The 25182-nt window shown below is 64.9% G+C and carries 17 protein-coding genes; 10 read left to right on the plus strand and 7 right to left on the minus strand.

The window, feature by feature from the left end; translation table 11 throughout:
- Positions 1-120: 120 nt before the first annotated feature.
- On the minus strand, positions 121-2553 hold the full coding sequence (locus tag QMX78_RS10690; protein ID WP_282269264.1) for a TonB-dependent receptor: 2433 nt from the start codon (positions 2551-2553) through the stop codon (positions 121-123).
- 219 nt (positions 2554-2772) lie between these two features.
- Here QMX78_RS10690 and QMX78_RS10695 point away from each other — a divergent pair, with 219 nt between their 5' ends.
- The 6 genes from QMX78_RS10695 (at position 2773) to QMX78_RS10720 (ending at position 11092) form a co-directional block, all read left to right on the plus strand.
- A complete protein-coding gene (locus tag QMX78_RS10695; protein WP_282269266.1) occupies positions 2773-3246 on the plus strand; it encodes a DUF3574 domain-containing protein in 474 nt (157 codons plus the stop codon).
- 55 nt (positions 3247-3301) lie between these two features.
- A complete protein-coding gene (locus tag QMX78_RS10700) occupies positions 3302-4195 on the plus strand; it encodes an SH3 domain-containing protein (RefSeq protein ID WP_282269268.1) in 894 nt (297 codons plus the stop codon).
- A 64-nt stretch (positions 4196-4259) separates the two neighbouring features.
- Positions 4260-5837: a hypothetical protein gene (locus QMX78_RS10705; protein WP_282269270.1), complete on the plus strand. Its 1578-nt coding sequence runs from the start codon at positions 4260-4262 to the stop codon at positions 5835-5837.
- A 93-nt stretch (positions 5838-5930) separates the two neighbouring features.
- Positions 5931-6743, plus strand: a complete 813-nt coding sequence (locus QMX78_RS10710) for a DUF3014 domain-containing protein (RefSeq protein WP_282269272.1) — start codon at positions 5931-5933, stop codon at positions 6741-6743.
- Between the two features lie 177 nt (positions 6744-6920).
- Positions 6921-9509, plus strand: coding sequence for an ATP-dependent chaperone ClpB (gene clpB, locus QMX78_RS10715; RefSeq protein ID WP_282269276.1), 2589 nt, complete (start codon positions 6921-6923; stop codon positions 9507-9509).
- A gap of 296 nt (positions 9510-9805) precedes the next feature.
- Complete coding sequence (locus QMX78_RS10720; protein ID WP_282269278.1) at positions 9806-11092, plus strand: aminotransferase class I/II-fold pyridoxal phosphate-dependent enzyme; 1287 nt, start codon at positions 9806-9808, stop codon at positions 11090-11092.
- 158 nt (positions 11093-11250) lie between these two features.
- Here QMX78_RS10720 and QMX78_RS10725 read toward each other — a convergent pair whose 3' ends face one another.
- A complete protein-coding gene (locus QMX78_RS10725; protein ID WP_282269279.1) occupies positions 11251-11901 on the minus strand; it encodes an NAD(P)H-binding protein in 651 nt (216 codons plus the stop codon).
- A gap of 120 nt (positions 11902-12021) precedes the next feature.
- Between QMX78_RS10725 and QMX78_RS10730 the strand changes: the two genes are divergently transcribed.
- Together QMX78_RS10730 and QMX78_RS10735 are read left to right on the plus strand one after the other, a co-directional pair.
- Positions 12022-12948, plus strand: coding sequence for a LysR family transcriptional regulator (locus QMX78_RS10730; RefSeq protein ID WP_282269281.1), 927 nt, complete (start codon positions 12022-12024; stop codon positions 12946-12948).
- 44 nt (positions 12949-12992) lie between these two features.
- Positions 12993-13871, plus strand: a complete 879-nt coding sequence (locus QMX78_RS10735; protein WP_282269283.1) for a GyrI-like domain-containing protein — start codon at positions 12993-12995, stop codon at positions 13869-13871.
- On the opposite strand, the gene ybaL is transcribed toward QMX78_RS10735, so the two are convergent.
- From ybaL to QMX78_RS10755, 4 genes are all read right to left on the minus strand, one after another.
- Entirely contained in the window at positions 13847-15559 is a 1713-nt protein-coding gene (gene ybaL / locus QMX78_RS10740; RefSeq protein ID WP_282269285.1) for a YbaL family putative K(+) efflux transporter, read from the minus strand. The two genes, QMX78_RS10735 and ybaL, sit on opposite strands and share 25 nt — an antisense overlap.
- A 338-nt stretch (positions 15560-15897) precedes the next feature.
- Positions 15898-17106, minus strand: coding sequence for an MFS transporter (locus QMX78_RS10745; RefSeq protein ID WP_282269287.1), 1209 nt, complete (start codon positions 17104-17106; stop codon positions 15898-15900).
- Positions 17103-18155: a zinc-binding alcohol dehydrogenase family protein gene (locus tag QMX78_RS10750; RefSeq protein WP_282269297.1), complete on the minus strand. Its 1053-nt coding sequence runs from the start codon at positions 18153-18155 to the stop codon at positions 17103-17105. Before QMX78_RS10750 ends, QMX78_RS10745 begins: the two co-directional genes overlap by 4 nt.
- A 20-nt stretch (positions 18156-18175) precedes the next feature.
- Positions 18176-19366 carry a serine hydrolase domain-containing protein gene (locus tag QMX78_RS10755; RefSeq protein WP_282269289.1) on the minus strand — a complete coding sequence of 397 codons (1191 nt, stop codon included), beginning with the start codon at positions 19364-19366 and terminating at the stop codon, positions 18176-18178.
- 121 nt (positions 19367-19487) lie between these two features.
- On the opposite strand from QMX78_RS10755, the gene QMX78_RS10760 reads away from it, so the two are divergent.
- The gene (locus QMX78_RS10760) at positions 19488-20381 is read left to right on the plus strand and encodes a LysR family transcriptional regulator (RefSeq protein ID WP_282269291.1); all 894 of its coding nucleotides are present in this window, start codon (positions 19488-19490) and stop codon (positions 20379-20381) included.
- A 107-nt stretch (positions 20382-20488) separates the two neighbouring features.
- Here QMX78_RS10760 and QMX78_RS10765 read toward each other — a convergent pair whose 3' ends face one another.
- Complete coding sequence (locus QMX78_RS10765) at positions 20489-22867, minus strand: TonB-dependent receptor (RefSeq protein WP_282269292.1); 2379 nt, start codon at positions 22865-22867, stop codon at positions 20489-20491.
- 312 nt (positions 22868-23179) lie between these two features.
- Here QMX78_RS10765 and QMX78_RS10770 point away from each other — a divergent pair, with 312 nt between their 5' ends.
- Complete coding sequence (locus QMX78_RS10770) at positions 23180-25057, plus strand: ATP-binding cassette domain-containing protein (protein ID WP_282269295.1); 1878 nt, start codon at positions 23180-23182, stop codon at positions 25055-25057.
- Positions 25058-25182: the final 125 nt, after the last annotated feature.

Genomic DNA, 25182 nt, shown 5'->3' on the forward strand with positions numbered 1-25182 from the left:
TTGCGGGAGAGGGGCTCGGAACGCTTGCGCTCGTAGTGCACTAGCCCCTCTCCCGCAAGCGGGAGAGGGGTTGGGGTGAGGGGAAGCTCTAAGCAAGCAATCCCGCACTGAACACCCAAATCAGAACGTAAACCGCACCCGCCCATACCAGTACGCGCCGTTGCTGCCAATCGGCGACAACACGTCATACGGCAGGTTGCCGAAGTAGTAGATGTCTTCGTTCGACTTGTCCGGATAGTTGTCGGTCAGGTTCTGTCCGCCGATTGCCACGCTCCACTGCGGCGTGATGCGGTATTCCACTTCCGCATCCAGCTGCCATTCGGCCTGATAGGTCTGGGTCGGGACGTAGCCGCCACCAAAATCGAAGACGCGCTTGGCGCTGCCGTGACGGCTGACGCGGCTGCTCAGCGACCAGCTGTCATTGGCCCAGCTGGCGGCGAACTGCGCGCGGGTACGCGGTGCGGCGTCGGTCAGCGTATTGCTCTCCTCCACGCCGAACAGCACGTAGTCCGGGTTCAGTGCCAGCAACTGCGAAGGCGTGGCGACGACGTTCTTCAACTCGGTCTTGGCGTAACTCCAGGTGCCGGTCAACAGCAGCTCGCCGTCACCCAGCGACTGCCGCCAGTTGCCGACGAACTCGGCGCCGCGGGTGCGGGTATCTGCGGCGTTGACGAAGTAGTGCGCGCTTTCCAGCCCACCGATGCCGAACTGCTGCTGCATGAAATCGGTCAGTGCATCGCCGGTGATGCTTTCCGACAGTGCGATACGGTCATCGATATCGATCTGGAACAGGTCCAGTGACAGGTCGAAGTGGCTGCCGATCTGGCTGGTGAAGCCGATGCTGTAGTTGATCGACTTTTCCGGCTTCAGGTCAGTAGCGCCCAAGGCACGTGCGATCGGATTGTTGACCGACAGCAGACGGCCCTGCACCAGCTGCCCACCGGCGGTGTAACCGGTCGAGGTGGATTCGTAGCCGATCTGGCTCAGCGACGGCGCGTGGAAGTTGTTGGAGACCGAACCGCGCAGCGCGAATGCCGGTGCGAAGGCATAGCGCGCGCCGATCTTGCCGGTCAGCTCACCGCCGAAATCTTCGTAATGCTCATAGCGGGCGGCGATATCGGTGGAGAATTTCTCGCCGAACGTGGACGACAGGCTGGTGTACGCGCTGATCACGTCACGTGACAGATCGGCTTCGTCCTGCGGGGTCAGGCCGCCGCCGGCCTGCGAGCCGGTTGGGCGGTCGGTATACGGACCGGCTGCGTAGCTGGCCGGGTCGCCGGCGCCGGTTTCATAACGCTCGTGACGGCCTTCGATGCCGAAGCCAAGGCTGTGGGTGTCATTGCTGCGTACGAAGAGGCGGCCGAAATCGAGGTTGGCCACGGTCTGCGCGAAGCTGAAATCGGCGGTCTTGAAGCTTGTCGGGCTGGTCGGTCCGAGCGAGGCGTTGAGTGAGTTGCGCAGGCGATAGGTGAACTCGTTGCGGCCGTGGTCAAGGCTGGCGTCGTAGTTCCATTCGCCCAGCTCGCCGCGTGCACCAGCCACCAGCTGCACATCCAGGTTCTCGCCTTCGGAGATCGGGCGGTAGCCGTTCGGGTACAGCTCCTTCCAGTTGGCCTCGCCATCCGGGTAACGGAAGTAGTTGGCGCCTTCGGTATCGCGCTGGTTGTAGGTACCGAAGGCATAGGCCTTGGAGGCGGCGCCGAACGGGATCTCGGCATTGAACCAGGCGTTGAGATCCTTGCTGGCGCCATCGCCCAGCGAGTAGTTGCGCTTGCCGGCCAGCGCCAGGTTGTCAGCGGTCTGTGCTTCCCACGGCGGGATCTGGTCGAAGCCGGCACGGTTGGTGGCTTCGCGGTTCTTCAGTTCCAGGCCGACGCGCAGGAAGCCGCCGTCGTCCGTCAGCGCGGTGCCGACCTTGGCGCTGAAGAAGCTGGTCTGGCCATCGGTCAGGGTGCGGTCGATCGGCTTCAGGTCGGTGTGGTGCGCGCCGAAGCTGGCTTCGATGGCGCCGCCTTCCGGCGCGTCGTCGAGGATCACGTTGATCACGCCGGCCACCGCATCGGAGCCATACAGCGCGCCGGCGCCGTCACGCAGCACCTCGATGCGCTTGATTGCGCTGACCGGGATGGCATTGAAGTCGACCGGCGTGGTGCCCTTGCCGATCTTGCTGTCGGTGTTCACCAGGGCGCTGTTATGGCGGCGCTTGCCGTTGATCAGCACCAGCACATGGTCGGGTGACAGGCCGCGCAGCTGGGCGGCGCGGATGTGGTCGGCACCGCCGGAGTTGGATTGGCGCGGGAAGTTGAACGAGGGCAGCAGCGCCTGCAGCGCGCTGCCCAGCTCACCGTTGACCACGCCGGCCTTGCGGATGTCCTCGGCGCTGAGCACATCCACCGGCGAGGTGGACTCCAGCACGGTGCGATCCACGGCGCGGGTGCCGGTGACGATCACCGTATCCAGATTGGTCGCCTGCTGGGCGTCCTGGGCAAAAGCGGGGGAAGACAGCGCCAGCGCGATGGCCAGGCCGAGCGGGGCCGAGGTGGGGCGGGACATGGGAACTCCAGAAACTGTGGGGAAAGCGGGACGTGGGGGAGGCGCGGATGGTGGAAAGGTTTCAGATAACACTTACATCCATCCGGATGAAGCGATATATTATCTTCGCGTTAACGGCGGCCGGGATGCAAGTCCTGCTGGCAATTGGCTGATAACCAAACGCGATATCCCCTGCGGTGCCTTGGATGCCACCGTGTCGTTCCTGTCCGGAGGTTTTCCATGAAGTTGCACGCTGTCCTGTTGCCCCTGTTGTTTGCCGTTGCCGCAAGTGCCCACGCCGCTCCGCCTGCAGCCGAAACCGCGCCCAGCGCCCAGCTGCACGGTGATGCCGCGCGACCGGCCGAAGCCGGTGGCTGGGTGCGCAGCGAGCTGTACTTCGGCGTTGGCGAGGAAACTGGCCCGTCGGCACGTGAGCAGACCGATGTGATCAGCGATGCGCAGTGGCGCGCCTTCCTCGACAAGGAAGTCACCCCGCGATTCCCCGATGGACTGACCGTGTTCGATGCCTACGGCCAGTGGCTGTTCCGCGGCGCGCCCGAGCCCAACCGGCTGCGCACCAAGGTGCTGGTGATCCTGCATGAGGACAGCCCGCAGCGCCGCAACGACATCGAAGCCATCCGGCTGGCATGGAAGCAGGCCACCAAGCACCAGTCGGTGCTGTGGTCGCGGCAGGCGGTCGAGGTTTCGTTCTGATCCGCACTGGATCGGCTAGCCTGCGGGCAGCCTCCAACCGCAGATGAGCTTCTCGATGATGTCCCTGATATCCACGTCCCGCTGCCGTTTTGCCGCGTGCGGCTTGCTGATTGCAGCGGTTTCGCTGCTGGCAGCGCCAGCATTCGCGGCAGATGACAGCCAGATCCGCTTCGAGGTCGCTGCCGGCGTCAGCGCGCATGCGCGCTTGCTGGGCGACGGCAGCGTGGAGGTGGGCACCAGCCGCTCACCGGCCCGGCAGGTGCTGCCGGCGTCCACGGACGAGGAAGGTGGCGGCACGCGGCTGGGCCACGCCGACTACAACTTCGACGGTTACCAGGACCTGGATTCCAGCGCCACGCTGGGCCAGGTCAACGAATCGGTCACGGTTTACCTGTACGAGCCGGGCAGTGGCCAGTTCCGCGCATTGGCCGCACCTGAGGGCCCGGAAATCAGCTGCGAAGGTTTCTGGTCGCTGACCCCGGACCCGTCCACACGCACGTTGAGCAGCAGCTGCCGCAGCGGGCCGATGTGGTACAGCGATATCTACCGCTTTGCGGGCGACAAGGTTTACCTGTACCGCTCGATGCGCAATGCCTTCCTCGATACCGAAGCGCTCGCGCAGGTGTTGGCGCTGGCTGAAGTGGAAGATGCGGAGATACTCACGGTGTGGAGCACCTGGGATGCCGCAGGCAAGCGACTCGAGACCGCCATCTGGAATGCCTTCGATCCACCGCTGAAGGATGCCCCGATGCCGGGCCGCGGCGCATCGGTGGTGCCGGACAAGCTGCTGCTGTACAGCCGGGCCGGTGACACCTCGACCAAGCGCTACCTGCTCAAGGGCGACCGCGTCGAGCTGCTGGACGAAGCCGACGGCTGGTTGCAGCTGCGCTACCGCAATCCCAGCCGTGGCCCGGTGCTGGGCTGGGTGAAGCTGCCCACGAACGAATGATCTGTAGCATCCGCACGCATTTTCCCGGCGTTACCATCGCTCCGCTTTCCTGACGATATCCCCCATGAATTCTTCTGCATCCGCATCCCGTCCACGTTGGTTCGTCGCCGGCGATCTCAATGGCTTCTTCGGCCTGGTGGTCGACAACCTGTCGATCCTCGGTTTCATCGCGATGGCGCTGGTCGGCATCTTCCAGTTCCCGGCCGATGTGGTGTTCGGCCGCATGTTCCCCGGCACTGCCTTCGGCGTGCTGATCGGCAACCTGATGTACACGGTGATGGCACGCCGTTTGGCTGCCCGCACTGGCCGTGATGACGTCACCGCGATGCCGCTGGGGCTGGATGCACCGACCAGCATCGGCATGGCGCTGCTGGTGCTGGGCCCGGCCTTCGTCGGCTTCAAGCAGTTGGGCATGGACCCGCAGGCAGCCGCAATGGCGACCTGGAAGCTGGGCATGGCCTCGCTGGTGGTGATGGGCCTGCTCAAGCTGGTGCTGTCCTTCGTCGGTGATGCGGTCACCCGTCACGTGCCGCGTGCGGCGTTGCTCGGCTCGATCGGTGGTGCGGCGCTGACCCTGCTCGGCTTCCTGCCGCTGATCGAGAGCATGCGCCAGCCGTTGGTTGGCCTGGTCACGCTGGGCGTGTTGCTTTATGTGCTGGTTGCGCGTGGCGTGGTGCCGCTGCGTTTGCCGGGCGTGCTGTTCGCGCTGCTGGTTGGTGTGGTGCTGTATTACGGGCTGGGCGCGGCAGGCGCACTGACCGGCTTCCAGTGGCCGCCGGCCATCTCCTTCGCCGTGGCCTTGCCGCTGCCGACGCTGGGCTTCGTCGAAGGCCTGCCGTTGACCGTGCCGTACCTGTCGCTGCTGCTGCCGTTCGGCCTGCTGATGGTGGTGGGTGGTATCAACGTGGCGGAGAGTGCACGCGCTGCCGGTGACGACTACCGCACCCGCGACATCCTGCTGGTCGAGGCCATTGCCACGCTGATCGCCGGCGTCTGCGGCGGTGTCGCACAGACCACGCCATACATCGGCCAGCCGGCCTACAAGCGCCTGGGTGCACGCACCGGCTACACGCTGTTGACCGGCCTGTTCATCGGTATTGGCGGCATGCTCGGCGTGGTTGCCGGGTTGGTGCAGTGGCTGCCGGTGGCGGTGTTGGCACCAATCATCGTCTTCGTCGGCCTGGACATCACCGTGCAGGCCTTCCAGCAGACCAAGCGTGAGCATGCGATCGCGGTCGCGCTGGCCTTCCTGCCGGCGATTGCCTACCTGATCAACATCAAGTTCGGCACCTGGGTGGCGCCCGATGCGGCCGCAGCACTGTATGCGGCGGTCGATGGCCACGGCCTGTCGGATGTGGCCACGCTGCAGCTGCTGGGCAATGGTTTCATCATCTCCGCGATGATCTGGGCGGCAGCACTGGTGGCCTTGATCGAGCGGCGCGCTGGCGTGGCGGTGAGTCTGCTGTTCGTGGCTGCCGCGTTGAGTGCGTTCGGTGTGATCCATTCCACTGATCCGCGCGGCGGTATCTACCTGCCGTGGCAGTTGGACGGCCTGCGCCAGGCCATCACCTTGCAGGTGACCGCTGCCTATGCGGTGTTGGCGGTCGTTATCGGCCTGATGTCGCTGCAGAAACAGCGTTGATGCACAGGGCTTGGCTGTACAGGGTCTGAGCCGCTGGGGGAACCCGGCGGGATAAACAGGGTCACACCATCACATGCAATAAAGGTGCAAGTGATGCAGAAGCGCAAAGCAGTGTGGCCCTGGGCAGTGGTTGGCGTCGTCGCGGTTGGCGGCATTGGCTGGTGGTTGTTCCGTGATGACGTGGCGCAGCTGCGGCAGGCAACGCCAACCGTTGCTCCGCTGGTGGATAGCCCGCCTACACCGGCCATCCAACCGCCGGCTACGCCCGAGCCAGCGGCTGAGCCGAAATATCCGCTTGACGTGGCAGCCGACCCGGCCTTGCCGGCTCTGGCCGACAGCGATGCTTCCAGTTGGCAAGCGCTGAGCGGGTTGTTCCCCGCAGATGCCTTGGCCGTGCTGCTGCGCGAGCAGCTGATCCAGCGCGTGGTGGTGCACGTGGACAACCTCACCCAGCCCAGCCTGCCCGCTGCGGCGATGGCAGTGCGGCCGCTGCCGGGCGCGCTGCAGGTGGAGCAGGGCAGTGCCGGCGGTGAGCAGTTGGCAGCCGCCAATGCCGCGCGCTACGCGCCCTACGTGGATGCCTTTACCCGTGCCGACGCGGGCGCCGTAGCGGCTGCCTACAAGCGCTTCTATCCCTTGCTGCAGCGGGCCTACCGCGATATCGGTCATCCCGACGGCCATTTCAACGACAGGCTGGTGGCGGTGATCGATCACCTGCTGCAGACCCCGGAGCCGGCCCGTCCGCTGGCGGTGGAGCCGGACGGCAAGGGCCGCTATCGCTTCGTCGATCCGGCGCTGCAGTCGCTGTCGATCGGGCAGAAAGCCCTGCTGCGCATGGATGCCAGCCAGCAACAGGCGGTGAAGCAGCAGCTGCGGGCGCTGCGCGCGGGGATCACGCGCGGCTGAGCCGCGCTGTCGCTTGCGTTTGATCAAGGTTGCGGCGACAGCAGCTGGTGATACTGGACCGGGATTGCGATTGCAGCTGAACAAGGGCGCTATTCACCCTTGAATCACGCCGTTGCAACCGCATCTGAATCAGTATCGCCAGCACTGCTGGCCTCCCAACTTTGAGGAAGAAGACCCATGCGGATGGACAAGCTCACCTCCAATTTCCAGAAAGCCTTGGCGGATGCCCAGTCGCTGGCGGTTGGCCGTGATAACAACATCATCGAGCCGGTGCATGTGCTCAGCGCGCTGCTCGATCAGCCCGGTGGCAGCAGCCGGCCCTTGCTGGCCCAGGCCGGCGTCAACGTGCCGGTGCTGCGCGAGCGGCTGACCGAGGCGCTCGATGCACTGCCCAAGGTGTCCGGCCAGGCCGGCAGCCTGTCGATGGGCAACGATCTCAATCGCCTGCTCAACAACACCGACAAACTGGCCCAGCAGCACAACGACCAGTTCATCGCCAGCGAGTGGTTCCTGCTGGCGGCAGTGGACGATGGCGGCCCGGCCGGCATGGCCCTGCGTGCGGCTGGTGCCGACAAGAACAAAGTGAAAGCCGCGATCGACAAGCTGCGCGGTGGAGAAACCGTGCAGAGCGAAAATGCCGAAGAGCAGCGCCAGGCGCTGGAAAAATACACCATCGACCTGACCGCACGTGCCGAGAGCGGCAAGCTCGACCCAGTGATTGGCCGCGACGAGGAGATCCGCCGCACCATCCAGGTGCTGCAGCGCCGTACCAAGAACAACCCGGTGTTGATCGGTGAACCCGGCGTGGGCAAGACCGCCATTGTCGAAGGCCTGGCCCAGCGCATCATCAACGACGAAGTGCCCGAGGGCCTGCGCGGCAAGCGCGTGCTCTCGCTGGACATGGGCGCGCTGATTGCCGGTGCCAAGTTCCGCGGCGAGTTCGAAGAGCGGCTGAAGGCCGTGCTCAATGACTTGTCCAAGAACGAAGGCCAGATCATCCTGTTCATCGACGAACTGCACACCATGGTCGGCGCCGGCAAGGGCGACGGTGCGATGGATGCGGGCAACATGCTCAAGCCCGCGCTTGCGCGTGGCGAACTGCATTGCATCGGTGCCACCACCCTGGACGAGTACCGCCAGTACATCGAGAAGGATGCCGCGCTGGAGCGCCGCTTCCAGAAGGTATTTGTCGGTGAGCCGACGGTGGAGGACACCATCGCCATCCTGCGTGGCCTGAAGGAACGCTACGCGGTGCACCATGGTGTGGAGATCACCGACCCGGCCGTGGTTGCGGCGGCGACCTTGTCGAACCGCTACATCACTGATCGGCAGCTGCCGGACAAGGCCATCGACCTGATGGACGAGGCTGCCTCGCGTATCCGCATGGAGATCGACTCCAAGCCGGAAGAGCTTGATCGTCTGGAACGTCGTCTGATCCAGCTCAAGATCCAGCGCGAGATGCTGAAGAAGGAGAAGGATGACGCCTCGCGCAAGCGCCTGGCCGATCTGGAAGCCGACATCGACACATTGGAGCGCGAGTTCTCAGACCTCAACGAAATCTGGAAGTCGGAGAAGGCCGCGCTGCAGGGCGCAACCAAGATCAAGGAGCAGGTCGAGAAGGCCAAGCTGGATCTGGAAGCCGCACAGCGTCGCCAGGACTTCGCCAAGATGAGCGAGATCCAGTACGGCCTGCTGCCGAACCTGGAGAAGCAGCTGCAGGCCGCGCAGGAGATGGAGCGCAAGGACTTCAAGCTGGTGCAGGACAAGGTGACCGACGAGGAAATCGCCGAAGTCGTCTCGCGTTGGACCGGTATCCCGGTCAGCAAGATGCTCGAAGGCGAGCGCGACAAGTTGCTGCGCATGGAAGACATGCTGCACAACCGCGTGGTTGGCCAGGAAGAAGCAATCCGCGTGGTCTCCGACGCGGTGCGGCGTTCGCGCGCCGGTTTGTCGGACCCGAATCGTCCGAGTGGCTCGTTCCTGTTCTTGGGCCCGACCGGCGTCGGCAAGACCGAGCTGACCAAGGCGCTGGCCGACTTCCTGTTCGACTCGCCGGACGCGATGGTGCGCATCGACATGAGTGAGTTCATGGAGAAGCATAGCGTGTCGCGCCTGATCGGTGCGCCTCCGGGTTATGTGGGCTACGAAGAAGGTGGCTATCTGACCGAGGCGGTGCGTCGTCGCCCGTACAGCGTGATCCTGCTGGACGAAGTGGAGAAGGCGCATCCGGATGTGTTCAACATCCTGCTGCAGGTGCTGGATGACGGTCGTCTGACCGACGGCCAGGGCCGCACCGTGGACTTCCGCAACACCGTCATCGTGATGACCTCGAACCTGGGCTCGCACCAGATCCAGGACATGAGCGGCGACGACAGCCCGGAAGCCTATACGCAGATGAAGGCGGCGGTGATGGGCGTGGTGCAGGCGCACTTCCGTCCGGAGTTCATCAACCGCCTGGACGACATCGTCGTGTTCCACCCGCTGGACAAGCAGCAGATCAAGCAGATCGCACGCATCCAGATGCGTGGGCTGGAGAAGCGGCTGGGCGAGCGTGGTTTGCGCCTGGAGGTGTCGGATTCGGCCTTCGATGTGCTGGGCAATGTCGGCTTCGACCCGATCTATGGCGCGCGGCCCTTGAAGCGTGCGATCCAGGCCCAGCTGGAAAATCCGCTGGCGCAGAAGATCCTGGCCGGCGAGTTCGCCAGCGGCGACACCATCAAGGTGGAAGCTGGTGGTGGTGGGCAATTGCAGTTTGGCAAGGGCTGAGAGCCCAAAGCCAAAGCCTAAGCTTCAAAAGCTTCAAAATCTCTAAGAGCTGCCCTCACCCCAACCCCTCTCCCGCACGCGGGAGAGGGGCTAGGATCGTGTCGGCGGCTAGTGCATTAGCCCCTCTCCCGCGCGCGGGAGAGGAGTTGGGGTGAGGGGAAGCTTCTAGCCAGAGATGCACGCTTCAAAAAAAGCATCAGCAAATAACGCCCCCTCACAAGTAACCCCTGCAACCGTCCACCGGTTGCCATCCATCCTCGGCTATCGTCAGCGGTCACTCCTTAGCGAGCACTCCGATGACCGATCCGCAGTGGAAGCCTGAAACCATCGCCGTGCACGGCGGCTATTCCCCTGATCCAACCACCCGCGCAGTCGCGGTGCCGATCTACCAGACCGTTGCCTACGCCTTCGACGACACCCAGCACGGTGCCGATCTGTTCGACCTCAAGGTGCAGGGCAATATCTATACCCGCATCATGAACCCGACCACCGATGTGCTGGAAAAGCGCATCGCTGCGTTGGAAGGCGGCATCGGTGCGTTGGCGCTGGCTTCGGGCCAGGCCGCGATCACCTACGCCATCCAGACCATTGCCGAGGCCGGCGACAACATCCTCGCCTCCAGCGCGCTGTATGGCGGCACCTACAACCTGTTCGCGCACACGCTGCCGCAGTTCGGTATCCAGACCCGCTTTGCCGACTACCGTGATCCGCAGGCCTTCGCGGCTTTGATCGACGAGCACACCAAGGCGGTGTTCGTCGAGTCGATCGGTAACCCGCGCGGCAACATCACCGATATCGAAGCCATCGCCAAAATCGCCCACGCCCACGGCGTGCCGGTGATCGTCGACAACACTGTCGCCACGCCGTATCTGCAGCGTTCCTTCGATTTCGGTGCGGATATCGTGGTGCATTCCTTGACCAAGTATCTCGGCGGCCATGGCACCAGCCTTGGCGGCGCGATCGTGGATTCCGGTCGCTTCCCGTGGGCCGAGCACAAGGAACGCTTCCCGCGTCTCAATACGCCGGATGTGAGTTACCACGGTGTGGTCTATACCGAAGCGCTTGGCCCGGCGGCCTTCATTGGCCGCGCGCGGGTGGTGCCGTTGCGCAACATGGGGGCGGCGATTTCACCGTTCAACGCGTTCCAGATCCTGCAGGGCATCGAGACGCTGGCGTTGCGCATGGATCGGATCAACAGCAATACGCTGGCGGTGGCCAATTACCTGCAGAAGCATCCGAAGGTCGCCTGGGTGAACTACGCCGCATTGCCGGACCATCCGGAGCATGCGCTGGTGCAGAAGTATCTGCGCGGGCAGGGCTCTGGGGTGCTGACGTTTGGCTTGCCGGGTGGGCGTGAGGCGGGGGCGCGCTTCCTGGATGCCTTGCAGTTGTTCACGCGGCTGGTGAATCTGGGCGATGCCAAGTCCTTGGCTACGCATCCGGCGTCCACCACGCATCGGCAGTTGGATGCGGCGGAATTGGAGAAGGCCGGGGTGACGCTGGATACCGTGCGGCTGTCCGTGGGCATCGAACATATCGATGACTTGCTGGCGGATCTGGAGCAGGCGTTGGCTGGGGCTTGAGTGGCAGATCAAGAGCGGGGTCTGCTTGTTGGAAGCTTCCCCTCACCCCAACCCCTCTCCCGTAAACGGGAGAGGGGCTAGTGCACTGGCAGCCGACGCAATCCGAGCCCCTCTCCCGCGTGCGGGAGAGGGGTTGGGGTGATGGCAGCTTTCAGCTCTTACCAGGCAACCGTAAACCGCTGACCAACATGCTTCGGTGCGTCCAGCTCATCCACCACTGCCACCGCCAGATCCGCGGCACTGATCGTGCCCGGGCCATCGCCGGTGCTCAGCGGGGTCTCGCCGCCAACCCGGTACGCGCCGGTGCGCTCGGTCGCGCTGCCCGGATGGAAGGCCACCGGCGGGCTAAGCTGGGTCCACTCCAACGACGTCTCGTTGCGCAGCTCGGTCAGCGCATCACGGGCCGCGCTGGCGCCGGGATAGATCGCTGCCGGGAAGCTGGGCGAGTCCACCAGCTGGCTGCCATCCGGTGCGTAGAGACTGCCGGCACCGCCAATCACGATGTAACGCTTCACGCCTGCGGCCTTGGTGCCGGCGACGATCGCACGGGTACCGCGCAGGAACTCGTTATAGAGATCCGGATTGGCCCAGCCGGCGTTGTAGGCGCTGACCACCGCATCAGTACCGGCAACGGCGGCATGCACTTCATCGGCATTGCGCACATCGGCCTTGGCCACCTGCAAGTGTGGGCGAGCTTCCAGCTTGGCCGGGTCGCGGACCAGCGCGGTCACGTCATGGCCGCGGGCCAGCAGTTCGTCGAGTACGGCCTTGCCGACAAAGCCGGTGGCACCGATCAGGGCAACTTTCATGGGAACGTCCTTGGGGTGGGGAATGACGCCAGTGTCCGCCCAAGTCGGCGTCGGCGGCAGTCGCAAAAAATCACAATCACCTTGAAGCTGTGCTTCACAATGGCGGCACGGAGGTGGCCGATGGACAGTGTCAAACGGATGGCCTTGTTCGCCCAGGTGGTGCAGCACGGTTCGATGAGCGCGGCGGCGCGGGCGCTGGGCATGAGTACCTCGGCGGTCAGTCAGCAGGTACGCGCGTTGGAGCAGGACGCTGGTGTGGCCCTGCTGCATCGCTCGACCCGGCGTCTGGCGCTGACCGATGTTGGGAGCCGCTACTACGCTGCCTGCGCGCGCCTGTTGGATGCAGCGGGCGAGGCGGAGGCGGAGCTGTCCGCTGCCCGGCAGGCACCCAGCGGCGAGCTGCGCCTGTCTGCGCCGCTGGGCATGGCCGCGCACATCGGCCCTGCCTTGGGCGGCTGGCTACAGGACAACCCGCAGCTGCGTCTGCACCTGTTCTTCGACGATGGCTGGACCGATCTGCTGCAGGCGCGCATCGATCTTGCGCTGCGCTTCGGCCAGTTGCCGGACAGTGACTGGATGGCGCAACGCCTGGGCAGCCTGCAGCGCTGGCCGTGCGCGGCGCCGGCCTGGCTGCAGCGGCACGGCGTTCCCGACGATCCGCTGCAGGTGCCGGCGGCGGAATGGTTGGGTATGCCGCAGGTTCCGGGTCTGGTCTGGCATCAGCGGGAGAGTGGCGAGGAGCGCCTGGTGCCCGCGCACCCGCGTATCGCCAGCCAGAACCAACCGGCGGTACTGCGCCTGTGCGAAGCCGGATTGGGGGTGGCGGTGCTGACCAGTCTGGATGCGGCGCCGCTGCTGGAATCCGGCAGCCTGCAGCGCTTGTTGCCGGAGTGGGAGGTACCGTCGTTGCCGGTGTGGGCAGTCACCCCGCATCGGCAGACCCAGCCGGCCAAGGTGCGCCAGGCCATCGTGTTGCTGCAGGATCATCTGACGGGTCTGCCCGGTGCGGATGCCGGGTTTGCGCAAGATCGGAAACGCCGCCGCTGAGCAGGCGCGCTGCAATAGCTCCACCAGCCAACGGAGATGCCGCAATGAAAGCCAATGTCGCGCAGTTGCCACGCCTGGACCGGGTCATCGCTTGCCTGCAGCAAAGCATCGATGTCGGCGGGCCATTGCCGGATCTGGATGCACTGGCGGCCATTGCCCATTACTCGCCGTTCCACTTCCACCGCGTGTATCGCGCGCTGACTGGCGAAACCATTGGCCGCACCGTGCAGCGGCTGCGCGTGGTCAAGGCCTTGCAGCGGCTTGCGCATAGCGATGCCAGTGTCACCGAGATCGCGCTGTTGGCGGGTTATGACACACCACAAGCCTTGGCACGGGTGCTGCGCGAAACCGTGGATGCCAGCGCCAGTGAGCTGCGGGAAGATCCCAAGCGCCTGGCTGCCAGTATCGAGCAGCTGTCACGGCCATTGCCGCCAGCCGAAAAGCCCGCGCCGCTGAGCGTGGAAGTCGTCACCCTGGAACCCTTCGAGGTGGTGGCACTGCGCGCGCGCGGGGCCTTCGACGATCTGGATGGTGTGTTCGGCGAACTGTTCGGCTGGGCCGCGGAGCAGGGCCTTGTCGAGCAGCTGCAGCAGCTGATCGGCGTGCCGCTGGGCGACCACCGCGAGCTGCCCGCCGAGGAGCTGCTGTTCGATTGCGCGCTTGCGCTGGATGCGGAACTGCCGGCGTTGCCGGAATCACTGCAGCGCGTGGTTCTTGGTGGCGGGCGCGTGGCGCGGCTGCGCCACGTCGGCAGCTACTCGCTGCTGGAAGATGCCACCGACCAGCTGCTGCGCGACTGGTTGCCGGGCAGCGGCCACGCCCTGCGCGATGCACCGCTGCATTACCACTTCCTCGACGACCCGGAAGAGGTCCCCGAGGCCATCCTGCGTGCCGATATCTACGTGCCGCTGGCCGCCGGCTGAGGCATGCCCGGTCGCAGGCTGCGGTAGGGCGGGGTGGACATGATCATCTCCGCCAGCGAATAGGCCAGCTCGCGCTCGGCCATCACCGTGCCATCGGCGCCGTGGTCGAGCAGGTGCTTGACCTCGGCATCGCTGTGGGCGCGGGCGAGCAGGGTCAGGTTGGGGTTGATGGCGCGCAGCTTGGCCAGCACTTCACCCGATTCCAGCGGCTGCGGAATCGCCAGCACGGCGATGGTGGCGCGCTCGGGATGGGCCTCGGCCAGCACCTTGTCCGAGGCGGCACTGCCACGAATGCCGGGAATACCGGCAGCGTGCGCACGTTCCACATGTTCGCGGTTGTCGTCGATCACCAGCACCGGCACGCCGCGGTCACGCAGCACCTGCGCCAGCTCGCTGCCGACCCGGCCGTAGCCGACCACGATGGCGTGGTCCTGCAGGTCCAGCGATGGGCCTGGCGGGATGTCCGGCACTTCTGGCACCGGCGTGGTTTCCTTGTGGCGCGCCTGCCAGCGGTCGAGCAGGCCGAACACCACCGGGTTGAGCATGATCGACACCAGCGCGCCGGCCAGTACCAGCGATTGCCCGGCCGGCGGCAGGATCTTCAATGCCACACCGAGGCCGGCGATGATGAAGGCGAACTCGCCGATCTGTGCCAGCGAGGCGGAAATGGTCAGCGCGGTGCCCTTGGAATGGCCGAAGGCGCGCACGATGAAGAAGGCGGCGGCCGACTTGCCGACCATGATGATCAGCACCGTCGCCAGCACCTGCCATGGGTGCTCGACGATGATCATCGGGTTGAACAGCATGCCCACCGAGACGAAGAACAGCACCGCGAACGCGTCGCGCAGCGGCAGTGAATCGTGTGCGGCCTTGTGGCTGAGCTCGGACTCGTTGAGCATCATGCCGGCGAAGAACGCACCCAGCGCGAACGACACGCCGAACAAGGCAGCAGCGCCGAACGCCACACCCAGGGCAATCGCCAGCACGCACAGGGTGAACAGTTCGCGCGAACCAGTGCCGGCCACTTTCTCCAGCACCCACGGAATGACGCGGCGGCCGACCACCAGCATCACCGCCACGAACAGGCCCAGCTGCACGAAGGTCCAGCCGATCGAGGCCAGCAGCCCGCCAATGGACAGTTCCTTGCCGCTTGCCTCCGGGCCGAATACGTCGGCGATCACCGGCATCATCACCAGCGCCAGCACACAGGCCAAGTCTTCCACGATCAACCAGCCGACCGCGATCTTGCCGCGCGTGGTTTCCAGCAGGCGGCGTTCTTCCATTGCCCGCAGCAGCACCACGGTGGAAGCGGTGGCCAGCGAGAAACCGAAGATCACGCCATGCAGCACCGGCCAACCCATCAGCGTGGCCACGCCCCAGCCGAGCAGGGTGGCGACCAGGATCTGGCCGATGGCGCCGGGGATGGCGATGGCTTTGACCGCCATCAGGTCCTTCAACGAGAAGTGCAGGCCTACCCCGAACATCAGCAGCATCACGCCGATCTCGGCCAGCTGGTTGGCCAGCGCCTGGTCGGCGACAAAGCCCGGGGTGAATGGCCCCACGATGACACCGGCAACCAGATAACCCACCAGCGGCGACAGCCGAAGCTTGTTGGCCAGGGCGCCAAGCACGAAGGCCAGGCCCAAACCGATGGCAATCATGTTGATCAGGGCGGTGTCATGGTGCATCAGGGCTCGCTGGGTCGGTGGGGGTGGTTTGATTCTAAAGGGGCTGGTGGCTTGGGTGCGGGGAAATACATGAAAAATCTGGGTTTTTATGTCCCAAGGAATTGGGCCGACGGGATTTGGGGCTGACCAGATCAAGGGCGAAGGCAAGGGCACCCCTCCCCAACCCTTGCCTGCGGCAAAGGGAGGGAGTTAACGGCAATGCCGGCAATCCAACCGTTCGCGCGGACCGCCCCCTCCCTTTGCCGCAGGCAAGGGGAGGGTTGGGGAGGGGTAACGCTCTGCTCCAGCTTAGTAAAAGATGCCCCGGTTTCCCGGGGCATCTTCCTTCAGGATCTGCGTCAGGGCTCGGAACAGTTGGCGTTGCTCGCGATGCTCTTGTCGCTGGTGCCGGGGAAACCATGCCGCCTTGCGGCCCATACCACGACCAGGGTCGCCACCAGCAACCCCAGTAGCGCAGGAGCAAACGCGCCGACGCCCCAGCGCCCGAGCAGCCCGCCGCCGATGATGCCGCCGCCGGCGATTGCCGCGTTCCACGCGGTGACCAGCATGGATTGGGCGACATCGGCGGCGTCTCCGGCAGTCTTTGCCAGCGCTGTCTGGAACAGGGTTGCGGCGCCGCCGAAGGCAATACCCCAGACCGCCACTGCCGCATGGACCACAAGCGCCGTCTCACTGGCCAGCCCGAGTGCCAGTGCGGCCGCGCCGAACAGTACGGTGCTGGCAAGCGTCAACGCGCGCAGGTGCCGGTCGACCAGCACGCCGACGATCCAGATGCCCAGCAGCGAGGTCATGCCGAACACCAGCAACACCAGGTCGGTGCGCGCGCCCATGCCGGCAGCGCTCAGGAATGGCGCTATGTAGGTGTAAAGGATGTTGTGGGCCAGCACGAAGCACAGCACCACGAACAGCACCGGGCGCACACCGGCGATGGAGAACACCTGTCGCAACGGTAGCTCCCGGTTGTTCGGCTGGCCGGCGAAGTCCGGAACCTTGAACCGTACCCACAGCATCAGCACCAGTGCCAACAGGCTCATCGCGCCAAAACAGACCCGCCAGCCCAGCAGGTTGCCGAACAGGGTGCCGGCTGGCACGCCCAGCGACAATGCCAGTGGCGTGCCGACCATCGCGATGGCGATCGCCTTGCCTTGTTGATGCGCGGGCACCATGCGCGCCGCATAGCCCGCCAGCAGCGCCCACAACAGTCCGGCAGAAACGCCGGCGAGGAAGCGCGCCAACATCGTCAGCGCGTAGCTGCTGGATAAGGTGGTGACGGTATTGGCGATGGCGAAACCGGCGATCGCCGCCAGCAGCAACGGGCGACGGCGCACGCCCTGGGTCGCACTGGTCAGCGGAATCGCCGCAAGCAGCGAGCCGATCGCGTAGATCGTTACGGTCTGTCCTATCCATGCTTCGGACACGCCCAGGCCATGCGCCATCTGCGGGAGCAGGCCGGCCGGCAAGGCTTCGGTGAGGATGGTGATGAAGCCGGCCATCGCCAGTGCAAGCAAGGCGCCCAACGGCAGGCGTGCGTTGGAGGCGGCACTCATTGGCCGGCCTCCGGCGCGCGTGCAGCGTTGTCTTCCTCGCTATGGGCCAGCACCACCTTGCCGGTGATGCCACCTGCTTCCAGCAGGCGATGGGCCTGGATCATTCGCGCTGCGTCCATTGGCTGCAGTACCTGTGTAACGGTGGAGCGCAGCACGCCGGAATCCACCAATGCGGCGACTTCATTGAGAATCCGGTGCTGGGCGATCTGGTCCGGTGTGGCGTACAGCGGCCGGGTGAACACCATTTCCCAATGCAACGACACGCTCTTGGCTTTGAACGGTGTTGCATCGAGTGAGTCGTGGTCATCGATGATCGCCAGCCGCCCCTGCGGTTCGATCAACTCGGCCAACTCATGCAGGTGTTCGGCGGTGTTCGACAGCGCTGCGATGTGGTTGACCGGTGGCACCGGCAGGGCAGCGATCTGTGCCGGCAGCGGCTGCCGGTGGTCGATGACATGGTGGGCACCCATGGCCAGGCACCAATCGCGGCTCTGCGCGCGCGATGCGGTGGCGATCACGGTCAGGTTGGTCAGCTGCCGCGCCAGTTGGATCAGCATCGAGCCGACACCGCCCGCGCCGCCCAATACCAGCAGACTGTCGGTAACAGCAGGCTTGCCGCGGACGACACCCAAACGTTCAAGCAGCAGCTGCCATGCGGTCAGCGCAGCCAATGGCAATGCAGCAGCGTCGGTAAAGCCGAGCGTGGCTGGCATGTGACCGGCGATGCGCTCGTCGACCAGTTGGAACCCTGCATTGCTGCCACTGCGATCGAAGCTGCCTGCGTAGTAAACCGCTTGTCCGGGCTTGAACAGGGTGACGGCCTCGCCAACGGCGTCGATGACTCCGGCGGCATCCCAACCCAGCGAACGGACTTCATCAGGCACTGCGACCAGGCCTGCGCGGACTTTGACATCCAGAGGATTGACCGAGACCGCGCGCACTGCCACGCGTAGATCGTGCGGTCCTGGTTGCGGACATTCGACATCGACGTCGAACAGGCATTGTGGATCGGCCAGGCTGGAACCACGGCGGAAGGCGATGGCGTGCATACGCGCGCTGGTGATCGTCATCAGCGCACCTCCACTGATGCGTAAACCGCATCGCGCAGCTCAGTGACGAAGCGACCGGACATGCCTTCGTACAGCGTATTGGTGAAGGCGACCACGCTCAGGCCCTGTGCCCGGTCCACGAACCAGGAATGACCGTAGGCGCCGCCCCAGCGCCAGGTGCCCGGCGATTCCGGTGTGGCAGCCAGTGCTGGGTCGCGCAGCACCGAGAAACCGAGGCCGAAACCGAAACCTGGTGCACTGGGCAGTTCCAGTCCGTTGGTCTGGTCGCGACCCATTTCAGCGATCAGTTCGGCCGGCAGCAGGCCATCGCCACCCACACGCAGCGTTTCCAGCAGGCGCAGCAGATCGTCGGCAGTGCCAGCCATGCCCGCGCCAGCCGAGGGAAACGCCTGCGCATCGAAGATGCGCGCCGGGCTATAGCTGATTCCGATGGCGCCATCGAACGGCGACACAATCTCGCTCTCGCTGAGCAGGTGTGGCTGCGGTGCACCGCTTACATAGGCGCTTGCCACGCGTTGGGCATCGCGGGCGACGAAGCCGGTATCCGTCATGCCCAGTGGGCCGGTAACCAATTGATCCACAGCCTGCTGCAGCGGCGTGCCGTGGATGCGTTCGATCAAGGCACCCAGCACATCGGTCGCCAGCGAATAGCCCCAGGCGCTGCCGGGCTCGTATGCCAGCGGTACTTCGGCGATGCGACGCAGGTTGTCCTGCAGGCTGATGGCGGAGGCATCCATGCCATCGGAGACGCCGGCCCGTGCATACGGACCGTCCGCATCTGGTTCGAAGAAGCGGTAACCCAGACCGGCGGTATGGCTCAGCAGCTGCCGCGCGCTGATCTGTGCGGGACGGCCGTCGGCCAATCGCGGCCGGAATTCCGGCAGCCAATGTTCGATGCCGGCATCCAGGTCAAGTTTGCCCTGTGCCACCAACACCATGGCTGCGGTGGAAACGATGGGCTTGCTGACCGAAGCCAGCCGGAACACGGTGTCCACGCGCATCGGGCGCGCGCTGGCGCGGTCGGCGAGGCCGCTGGCCTGGCGGTGGATCAACGCACCGTCACGGGCGACCAGCACCACGGCGCCGACCAGGCGTTGTTCTTCCAGTGCCTGCTGCACGACGGTCTGGATGAGAGCCAAAACCGGATCAGGCACGGCACTTGAAGATAGGGGGAACGCGGGGATCGTCATTGCGGCTGGCTCGAAGAAATGGGCAGGCGGTGACGATAGGAATCCCCCGATTGAAGAAAAAGCAGGCTGCAGTTCCGTGATGCGCGGAATAAGATGTCCGCAATCAGGCGAAGGGCAGATCATGGACAGCCTCAACGGCTTCGTGGTGTTTGTGCAGGTGGCCGAGACGCGCAGCTTCGTCGCGGCCGGGCGTGAGCTTGGGGTGTCGGCGTCGGCGATCGGCAAGAGCGTGGCGCGGCTGGAAGAGAAGCTGGGGGTGCGCCTGTTCCATCGCAGCACCCGCAGCGTGACCCTCACCGCCGAAGGCACGCTGTTCCTGGAACGCAGCCGCCGCATCCTGGCCGAGATTGATGCCGCCGAGCTGGAACTGTCGCAGGCCAGCGCGGCGCCACGTGGACGCCTGCGGGTGAGCCTGCCGTTGGTGAGCTCGCTGATGCTGCCGGTGTTGGGCGAATTCATGCGCGCCTATCCACAGATCGAGCTCGACCTGGACTTCACCGACCGCATGGTCGATGTCATCGAGGAAGGCTTCGATGCGGTGGTGCGCACCGGTGAACCAGCCGACTCACGTCTGTCGGCGCGTCGCCTGGGCAGCTTCCATATGCGGCTGGTTGCTTCGCCGGAGTATCTGGCGCGCTGCGGCGAGCCGCAGACCCCGACCGACCTTGAGCAGCACAGTTGCCTGCACTATCGCTTCCCCAACAGCGGCAAGCTGGAGGCCTGGGCGCTGCGGCGCGAAGCGGGCGAGGCGGAGCTGCAACTGCCGACCTCGATGATCTGCAACAACATCGAGACGCGCGTGTGCTTCGCATTGCGCGGGCTGGGGATTGCCTACCTGCCGGATTTCGCTATTCGCGAGCCGCTGGCAGCGGGGCTGCTGCAGCCCATCCTGGTCGACCAGGTAAGCGGAGCCGGTGTTTTCAATGTGTTGTGGCCGGCCAGCAAATACCCCTCGCCGAAGGTACGGGCATTGGTGGATTTCCTCTGCGCGAAGGTGTTTCCGCAAGCTGCTTGAGGCGGCCGTCCCCGCACATGGAGTTGCCGTCTGGCAACGTCCCGGCGGCACAAAGAAAAATGCCCCGGTTTCCCAGGGCATCTTCCTTTCACGACATCAAACCGGGATTACCAGGTGTAGCTGATACGGCCGTAGACGTAGGCGCCGTTGAAACCATACGGGGAGTAGTTGCTGTACGGCAGCATGCCCCAGGTCGAGTTCTGCAGGTCGGCGGTGCGATCCGGATACTGGTCCAGCAGGTTGTCCGCACCCAGGGTCAGCTTCCAGTTTTCGCTGGGCTTGAAGCTGGCCGAGGCATCCACTACCCAGCTGGCGTCATAGGTCTGGTCGCGGGCAGCAGTGGCCGAGTTGCGCACGGTGAAGCTGCCATAGCGGGTCGCCGACAGACCCAGCTCCCAGCGGTCCGAGCGCCAGGTGCCGCTGACGATGGCCTTGTCACGCGGGAAGCTGTCCTCGATGCGGCCGATCTCGTCGCGGCCGATCAGCGACTGGGTGATGCCCAGGCTGCCGAACACCGCCGGCGAAGCGATGAACTTCTTCACTTCGGTCTCGTTGTAGCTGTAGGCCGCGGTCAGTTCCAGGCTGCTGGCAGCAAACGGGATGGTGTAGCTGGACACCGCATCGACACCGCGGGTGCGGGTGTCCACGCCATTGGTGAAGTACGAGAACGCAGTGACCTGCGGCAGCCCCAGACCGGCCAACAGCGCGTTGGCGGCGGCATTGGTGGTGATGTTGGTGGACAGCACGATGCGGTCGTCGATATCGATCTGGTAGGCATCGACGGTCAGGTACAGGCGGTCAACCGGCTGCAGCACCAGGCCAAGGCTGTAGGAGGTGGAGCTTTCGGCCTTGAGCGGGCTGGCACCCAGCGCCTGTGCGGCAGCGCTGGTGGTCGGGAAGGTGCCGCGGTCGACGAAGCTGCCGTTGATGATGGTGCTGGTGACCGCCTGGTAGCTCTGCTGTGCCAGCGACGGTGCGCGGAAACCACTGGACGCGGTGGCGCGCAGCGCAACCTTGTCGGTGAAGGCGTAGCGCGCCGACAGCTTGCCGGAGAACTTGTCGCCGAAGTCCGAGTAGTCCTCGTAGCGACCGGTCAGGCCGGCGGAGAACTTCTCGGTCAGGTCGGCTTCGAGCCCGGCATAGACAGCGTAGTTGTGGCGATCGTTGTGCACTTCGTTGGTCGGGGTGAAACCACCGAAGCCCTGCGCGCCGCTACCGGTATAGGAGTTCAGCTCACCGGCGTTCTGCTCCCACTTCTCACGGCGGTACTCACCACCGAAGGACAGCGTGACCGGATAGGCCAGGCCCCAATCCAGCGACTTGGTGATGTCGGCGTTGAAGATGTCCTGCTGGTACTTCAGCGTGCCGTCGTAGAACGAGGTCGGGCTGTTGACGCCCAGGCTGTAGTTGATGCTGTTGCGGGTGTGGAAATCCAGGGTGTTTTCACCGTGGTTGACGCTGACGTCCCAGGTCCAGCCGCTCTCGGTATTGCCCTTGACGCCGGCTACCAGCGAGCGGTCCTTGGAGTACTGGTTGATCTGCGGCACGAAACCGTCCGGGTAGATCTGCGCCAGCAGCGCGGTCTGGCCGCTGTGGTTGGGCGAGCGGTAGAACGCGAACGAAGTGATGTCGCGGTTGCTCAGCAGGGCGCTGGCGTAGGCGCTGACGTTGTCGCTGAAGTTGAAGCTGGCGTTGGCCGAGGCAGCGGTGGCATCCACGCGCGGGTCACCGACCACGAAGGTCTTCTCACCGATGGACGGGAAGTTGCCGGTATTCGGGGTGGTGCCCTGATAAGGGCCTGCGCGGTTGCTTTCGTCCTGCTGGCTGACCTGGCCGGCGAAATGCACGCTGCCACGGCCATCGGCGAAGCTGACGCCGGTGTCGCCGGAGAGCTGGTACTTGTTGCCGTCACCGGCCGAGTACTGGCCGTAATCCACGGCTAGGCTGCCGCCCTTGCCGCTGCCCTTGAGCACGATGTTGACCACGCCGGCGATGGCATCGGAGCCGTACTGGGCCGAAGCGCCGTCGCGCAGCACTTCGACGCGTTCGATGGCGGCGATCGGAATCGCGTTGATGTCCACCGCGGAGGAGCCACGGCCGATGCTGCCGTTGACGTTGATCATCGCCGAGGTGTGGCGGCGCTTGCCGTTGACCAGCACCAGCACCTGGTCAGGCGACAGCCCGCGCAGCTGCGCCGGGCGGATGCCGCTGGTGCCGTCGGTCAGGGCCGGGCGCGGGAAGTTCAGTGAGGGCAGGGCGCGCGACAGCGCGGTGGCCAACTCGCCGGTGCCGGTGGACTGCAGGGCTTCCGGGGTGATGATGTCGATCGGTGACTGCGACTCGGCCACGGTGCGGTCAGCCACGCGGGTACCGGTAACGATCACGGTATCCAGGGTATTGGCGCTGGACTGGGCCAGGGCGGGTAGGGCCGGTGCGCCAAGGGCGATGGCAATGGCGACGGCGAGGGTGCTGGACTTGCGGTTCATCAGGTTGCAGCTCCGGTATTGAGTGGCGGCATCGGCGGCGCGTGGGGTTCGCGGCTGTTGCGGTGCGCCATCAACGAATTAATGGAATTTTTACCTCGTGTCAAACCGGACGGTTCAGCTAAATTGTTGCTTTTGAAAGCTTTTTCAGTTCAGCAAGGGCGATTTGGCTATGCGAGTACTTGGCCCTTGTCGGGCAACGCCGTTCAGGCGCGTGCGATAACAGGGCGTGAGTCAAGTATTGGTTAACGTTAGAATTACGTCGCAGGAATGCTGCTCACATGCTCATTCCTTTTCGTTATAACGGACCCATTCATGATTTCCCTTCGTAATTTCGCCCTTCGCCGGGGCGAGCGCCTGCTGTTGTCCAACGTAGACCTCACCCTGCATGCCGGCTATCGCGTAGGCGTGGTGGGCCGTAATGGCGCAGGTAAATCCAGCCTGTTTGCGGCCGTGCGCGGTGAGCTGGAAGCCGACAAGGGCGACGTGTCGCTGCCCGGCAAGATCCGTATCGCCGACGTGGCCCAGGAAACCCCGGCGCTGCCCGACCGCGCCATCGACTTCGTGCTTGGTGGTGATGACGTAGTCGCCGCGGTGCTGCAGGAAGAAGCCGCAGCGGCTGAGCGCGAGGATTGGGAGGCGGTTGCCAACGCGCACCAGAAGATGGCGGAACTGGGCGCCTATGACGCCGAGGCGCGCGCTGGCAAGCTGCTGCATGGCCTGGGCTTCCCGGCTGAGACGCATGATCGTCCGGTGTCGGCGTTCTCCGGTGGCTGGCGCGCACGCTTGAACCTTGCCCGCGCACTGATGATGCCCAGCGACCTGCTGCTGCTCGACGAACCGACCAACCACCTGGATCTGGACGCGGTGTACTGGCTGGAGCAATGGCTGCTGAAGTATCCGGGCACCTTGCTGCTGATCTCGCATGACCGCGAGTTCCTGGACAACGTCGCCACCCACACCCTGCATCTGCACGGCGGCGGCGCCAAGCTCTATCCGGGCGGCTATACCGATTTCGAGCGCCAGCGTGCCGAGCACCTGCGCCAGCAGCAGATCGCGCACGAGAAGGAACAGGCCGAGCGCGCGCATCTGCAGAGCTTCATCGATCGCTTCAAGGCGCAGGCCAGCAAGGCCACCCAGGCGCAGAGCCGGATGAAGCGCCTGGCAAAGATGGCCGGCACCGAAGCGGTGCGCGCCGAGCGCGAGTTCCGCATCGAGTTCTCGCCGCCGGCCAAGCTGCCGTTCTCGCTGATCCGCCTCAACGACGTTACCGCCGGTTACGGCCCGGACGCGGTGATCCTGGACAACGTCGGCTTCGGCCTGGAAGCCGGCCAGCGCGTCGGTCTGCTCGGGCCGAACGGTGCGGGTAAAACCACGTTGGTGAAATCACTCGTCGGCGACCTGCCGTTGCTTGGCGGTGACCGCATGGCCCACCCGGACCTGCAGATCGGTTACTTCGCCCAGCACACGGTGGAATCGCTGCACGCAGGCATGACGCCGATGGATCACTTCCGCGAGATTTCGCCGGATGGCGTCAACCAGTCGTTCCGCGACTTCCTCGGCAAGTGGAACTTCCCGGGTGACCGTGCGTTCGAGACGGTCGATGGTTTCTCCGGTGGCGAGCGTGCGCGTCTGGCGCTGGCCCTGATCGCCTGGCAGCAGCCGAACGTGCTGCTGCTCGACGAACCGACCAACCACCTTGACCTGGAAATGCGCGAAGCATTGGCCGAGGCGTTGGCGCTGTTCGAAGGCGCGATCGTGATGGTGTCGCATGATCGCCATCTGATCGGCCTGGTCTGCGATACGTTCTGGCGTGTCGCCGACGGTGTGGTCGAGCCGTTTGCCGGTGACCTCGACGAGTACGCGCAGTGGCTGCGTACCCGCGCCAGCGCGCAGGGTTCACGCAACAAAAGTGATCGCCAGGAAAAGCCTGCAGCTGCCGCACCGGTTGCGCAGGTTGCCCCGGCCAAGCCGGCTTCCAACAAGAAGCCGGTCAACCCGCACAAGCTGGAAGCGGCCGAGAAGAAGGTCGAGCAGTTGGGTGCAGCGCTGGCTGAGGTGGATGCGCAGCTGGCCGATTCCGGCAACTACGCCGACGCAGCGAAGATGGCCAAGCTGGGCGGCGAACGCGAAGTGCTGGTACAGCAGTTGGAGCAGGCCGAGGCGGCGTGGATGGAGATGTTGGAAGACTGAGCCCGGGCTCAGTCTTGCTTGTGGGAGCGGCGTCAGCCGCGAAGCTGGCAATGCCTGAAATGCCACTGTAGAGCCGAGCCATGCTCGGCTGGGGCTTTACCGGTGATGCCCCTGCCGAGCATGGC

Source organism: Stenotrophomonas sp. PS02298, from assembly GCF_029959445.1.
Taxonomy (GTDB): Bacteria; Pseudomonadota; Gammaproteobacteria; order Xanthomonadales; family Xanthomonadaceae; genus Stenotrophomonas.